Origin of the sequence: Chitinophaga sp. (assembly GCF_036566945.1) — a bacterium.
Taxonomy (GTDB): domain Bacteria; phylum Bacteroidota; class Bacteroidia; order Chitinophagales; family Chitinophagaceae; genus Chitinophaga.
On the sequence record NZ_DATCVJ010000544.1, the window covers coordinates 1 to 5,486 of the forward strand.

At 45.8% G+C, this 5,486-nt stretch carries 4 protein-coding genes; all 4 read right to left on the bottom strand.

The annotated features are described in order from the left end of the window. Positions 1 to 1,745: sodium-translocating pyrophosphatase (locus tag VIP81_RS16625; RefSeq protein WP_331963199.1), on the bottom strand; the 1,745-nt coding region annotated here is incomplete at its 3' end. A 185-nt stretch (positions 1,746 to 1,930) separates the two neighbouring features. Beyond that, positions 1,931 to 3,448 carry an NAD(P)H-hydrate dehydratase gene (locus VIP81_RS16630; RefSeq protein WP_331963202.1) on the bottom strand — a complete coding sequence of 506 codons (1,518 nt, stop codon included), beginning with the start codon at positions 3,446 to 3,448 and terminating at the stop codon, positions 1,931 to 1,933. 102 nt (positions 3,449 to 3,550) lie between these two features. Then, positions 3,551 to 4,084, bottom strand: a complete 534-nt coding sequence (locus VIP81_RS16635; RefSeq protein ID WP_331963205.1) for a hypothetical protein — start codon at positions 4,082 to 4,084, stop codon at positions 3,551 to 3,553. A gap of 88 nt (positions 4,085 to 4,172) precedes the next feature. After that, complete coding sequence (nhaA, locus tag VIP81_RS16640) at positions 4,173 to 5,384, bottom strand: Na+/H+ antiporter NhaA (protein ID WP_331963209.1); 1,212 nt, start codon at positions 5,382 to 5,384, stop codon at positions 4,173 to 4,175. Positions 5,385 to 5,486: the final 102 nt, after the last annotated feature.

Genomic DNA, 5,486 nt, shown 5'->3' on the forward strand with positions numbered 1-5,486 from the left:
GATGCCTGGGTGGAAATGGCCACACATTTATCGTATTCCGGTTTGCCGGTACCTTCCATAATGCCGGGTATTTCGCGGAACTGCCGGCGTACTTCTTCTACCATGGCCATGGCAGCACGACCTACGGCCGCAATGGCGAGCGAAGAAAATATAAATGGAATCATACCGCCTACAAATAAGCCGGCGAGTACATTGGCTTTATAAATATCGATGCCCTGAATACCTGCTACTCCAACAAAGGCTGCAAACAATGCCAGCGCTGTTAATGCGGCAGAAGCAATGGCAAAACCTTTACCGGTAGCGGCAGTGGTGTTACCTACTGCATCCAGGATATCTGTTTTTTCTCTTACCTCTTTAGGCAGTTCGCTCATTTCAGCGATACCACCGGCGTTATCGGCAATAGGGCCAAAGGCGTCAATAGCCAGCTGCATGGCAGTGGTGGCCATCATACCGGCAGCTGCAATCGCTACACCGTATAATCCTGCCAGGTGGAAAGAACCTGCGATACCAGCTGCCAGCACCAATATGGGTAAGGTAGTGGATTCCATTCCTACAGATAAACCACCAATAATATTAGTAGCAGCACCGGTGGCCGACTGGCGGATGATGGATTTCACCGGGCGTTTGCCCATTGCGGTATAATATTCTGTAATAATACTGATCAGCGTACCTACTGCCAGTCCTACCATGATAGCACCAAATACCTCTCCGCGGGTAAACTCGTGGCCACGTAAAGTCATGGTATTATCCGGCAGAATCCAATTCACCAGGAAATAAGAAACAACCGCAGTTAAAATAATGGAGCCCCAGTTACCCATGTTCAGGGCTTTTTGTACCACGCTGGTGCTTAAACCTGCTGTATCACTGATTCTTACAAACAAAGTTCCGATCATGGAGAAGATGATACCTGCACCTGCAATGATCATTGGCAGCAGGATAGGAGCGATGCCTCCAAAGGAATCGTGGGAAACGGTTTCAGAACCCAGTACCATGGTGGCTAATACGGTAGCCACATAAGAGCCGAACAAATCGGCGCCCATACCAGCTACGTCACCTACGTTATCACCTACGTTGTCCGCAATGGTGGCGGGATTGCGGGGATCATCTTCCGGAATACCGGCTTCCACTTTACCTACCAGGTCAGCACCGACATCGGCAGCTTTGGTATAAATACCGCCACCCACACGGGCAAACAAGGCAATACTTTCTGCACCCAATGAAAAACCAGTGAGTACTTCAATGGTCTTGATCATTTCCGCTGTATTGGCTTCCGCCCCGAAATATGATTTCAATATAATGAACAAAGATCCCAGTCCCAGTACGGCAAGACCAGCAACGCCCATTCCCATTACAGAACCACCGGTGAAAGATACCTGCAGCGCTTTTGCGAGACTGGTACGAGCGGCATGAGCGGTGCGTACATTAGCTTTGGTGGCTATTTTCATACCTATAAAACCAGCAGTAGCTGAAAATACAGCGCCTATCACGAAGGCCAATGCAATAGACCAATGCGAATTTTCATGCGTTGCCCCCATATAACCTAACAACAGGGCGGCAATAATAACAAAGTAAATAAGGACTTTATATTCAGCTTTAAGAAATGCCATAGCGCCTTCAGCAATGTGCTGAGCTATCTCTTTCATCTTGTCGTTGCCAGCATCCTGTTTTGTAACCCAGGAACTCTTGACGGCCGTATATAACAAAGCCAATAATCCAAAACATGGTACGAGGTAAACTATATTCATGTAAGCGAAATTTATTAAAAACGTGGTTGACAAAAAAGTTTAGTAATGAATAAATAATAGGATTCCAAAAAAAATATTCAAATGAATATAAAACATAAATTATTAATTGTGCACGTAATAAATAAAATTATTGCACACATGCCCCATGAGTAAGTGTTTCGGGCAAAAAAAAATAACATGGTCCGTCAGATACCTTCCTGGAATGCTTTACCGAGCCAGCTAATGATATCAGCTGCTGTCATTGCTTCCTGCGAAAGATGTGCGGCGGCCAGATCACCTGCATAGCCATGTAGCCATACACCCAGCAGGGCCGCTGCTTTGGGGGAATAATCCTGGGCCAGCAGGCCGGTTAATATACCCGTCAGTACATCTCCGCTGCCAGCGGTAGCCATACCAGGATTGCCGGTGTTGTTGAAATATACTGCGCCATCAGGACAGGCAATGGCGGTATACCGGCCTTTCAATATAATATAAATCTGCAGATTCACGGCTTGCTTTGACAATAATGTGAGTCGTGCCGTATCATTTGCACTGGGGCCGAAGAGTCTTTCAAATTCTTTTGGATGCGGGGTCAGTATAGAACCTGCAGGTACCTTATATAACAGGTACGGATATACGGAGAGTATATTAAGGGCATCTGCATCAATGACCATAGGGCGTTGCCAGCTATTGAGCAGCAGCTCCAGTGATTTAACGGTGCCTGGTTGTGTATCCAGTCCGGGGCCAATCCCGATGGTTTTATAGGAAGCCGTGTTAATATCGGAATGAAAATGCGTATTGTAGTGGGCATTTTCATCTGTAATGCACATGGCGCATGGTTCGCTGATCTGCATAATATCGTAACCACATTGGGGAATATGGCAGGAGAGCAGCCCTACACCTGCGCGTAAACAGGCCCGGGCACTCAGTACGGCGGCGCCCATTTTACCGTGGCTGCCCGCAATGAGCAGGGCATGACCGTAGGTACCTTTATGTGCAAACGGATCACGGGGACGGTAAATAGTCCGCATAATTTCTTTATCGGAGAGGTGATACCGTGCAGGCGTTTGCGTTATATAGTCCGGATGCAGGCCAATCGGTAATATATGTACCTCGCCTGCATAAGGGGCATTTTCCGGTAAGAGAAAAGCCAGTTTGTAAAATTCAAGGCTAAGGGTATGATGTGCCTGCACCACGGCGGCATGCCGGTTACTTTCATCTGCTATCAGGCCAGAAGGCATATCTATCGATACAATAGGGTGTTTTTGTCGTTGGTCATTGAGGTGATGTATTATGCCGGCCACCCATCCATCTATTGGCCTGCTCATACCGGTACCGAAAATGGCGTCTATGATAACTGCACCGGGAGGGATAACCGGGAGGTCTGATACATCTCCTATTTCATAAATCCCGGTTGGATATTGTAGCCGCAGGTCTTGTAGCTTAAGTTGGTGATCGGCACTGGCTTTAGCGCTATGCTGCAATATGCCGGTACTCACCGTGTAGCCATGATCGAGCAGTAAACGGGCGATGACAAGGCCATCTCCCCCATTATTTCCTTTTCCGCAAAAAATATAAATAGGGTGTTGGGGGGAATAATGATCTTCCAGCCATGCAGCACACTTGCCTGCCGCCCTTTCCATCAGGTCGGGACTGCTGATGGGTTCGTGCGCGATCGTGAAGGCATCTGCCTCCCTGATTTGTGCTGCTGTGAAGATTTTCATGTCCGATAGTTGAACATTAAAAATACTTCAAAATAAGGAACATAAAAAAAACGGACCATGCTTGCCTCATGATCCGTTTGTAATGAAGTGGTCAAACCTGGTTTAAAAAGTATACCTGGCAGACACACCGCCAATCTCCTCACCCATATAGTTGGTGGGTCCAACAAACTGTACGTAAGGTTTCAGATCGGCACTAACGTTTAAAGGAATCTTTTTGAAAGTATATTCAATTCCAATGATACCATCCAGACCTGGAGATACGTAGGAACCATTTTTAAAATGATGGTCTTCATAACGATCCCAGTCATAATCCCGACGGTCGTAGAAGCCCAAATGCGCACCACCACCGGCATACATGTTCAGTTCTGGTAAACCAATATTCCAGTTGTATTCGTATAATCCGGTAATAGTAAGATTATTTCTGTGCTCATGGTTAGTAGTTACCAGTCCTTCAATAGCATGAGGTCCCTGGATAAAATGTTTGATAGTGAAACCTACTATCCATGGGTTTAAACGTACGCCCAGCGCAGTAGTGTAGTTGGACGGATCGCTGTTGTTGTAACTCTTTTTTCTCTGCGCGTTGGCCTGAATTGCCAGCATAGCGATCAGACTGAAAAGTAACACGACTTTTTTCATAGATGTGTTGTTTGAATTGAAACTTAAAAATACACGTTAAGAAACGTTGGCTTTATCTCTAAAGTATATATACACGACGAAAACTAAATCACGGTTGCTTTACAATAACAATGCCAACCGGCTTAAGTAAGCGAAGAAAAATAAATCCTGCGATGCCAGCCAGCAGTGAGGCGGCTATGACGGAAATAATGGCAATGATTTGTAATTCCCGCTCCTGGTAGGCTAATGAAGAAATAAAAATGGACATAGTAAACCCAATACCGGCAATAAGTCCCACACCTATAAGCTGTAACCAGCCTGCCTTTGAAGGGAGAGCGGCCAGTTTTAATTTTACTGCCAGAAAAGAAAGCGTAAAAATCCCCAATGGTTTTCCAAGCACCAGGCCTGCCATAATACCATAACTGATGTTATTCTGCAGTGCGCCCGCAATATCGGAAGGCAACTGTATGGCAGTATTGGCTAAAGCAAAAACTGGCATAATGACAAAGTTAACCGGGTCATGTAAACTGTGTACCAGCTGGGCAATCCGCTCTTGCGGAATACAAAATGCCAATAATACGCCCGCAATGGTGGCATGTACACCTGAATTAAAAAGACAGTACCACAGTACCAGTCCGGGGATGTAATAAAATATCAGTCTTTGTACTTTAAAATAATTCAGTAACAGGGGAATTAAAAATACGGCGCCGCCAATCAGCAGGTATTTTACGTCCAGATGTGGGGTGTAAAATATGGCAATGGTTAATATAGCACCCAGATCATCGATGATGGCAAGGGCCATCAGGAATATTTTTAAGCCTACCGGCACCCTTTTGCCCAGCAGGGATAAAATACCCAGGGAGAAGGCAATATCAGTGGCCATAGGGATGCCCCAGCCATGCGCATACGGTGTGTTTTTATTAAAAAGGGCGAAGATGAGCGCAGGAAACAGCATACCACCAACGGCTGCCAGTACGGGTAAAATAGATTTTCTGACAGAAGAAAGTTCTCCTACGGTCAGTTCCCGCTTTATTTCCATGCCTACCAGGAAAAAGAACAGCACCATCATGCCATCGTTTATCCATAACAGGTAGGAGTTGGGCAGGTGTAATGCCCGGTATTGATAATGATGTCCGCCGGCCGGATCGAACAGGTTATTCCAGAATCCCACATAATCCGCCTGAACAGCTGAATTGGCCAGTATCATAGAGGCCAGTGTACATACGATGAGTACAATTCCTACCGCCCTGCTGTCTTTCAAAAACTGGTGGATAGGGGAAATCAGTGTTTTTCGGATAATGTTAATAGAGTTCCGGATCATGAGGAGAAGAATTACGAATTACGAATTACGAATTACGGATTGGCGGGGAGATTAACTACCTGTTAGTCCCGTAATTCGTAATTCGTAATTCGTAATTCTTTT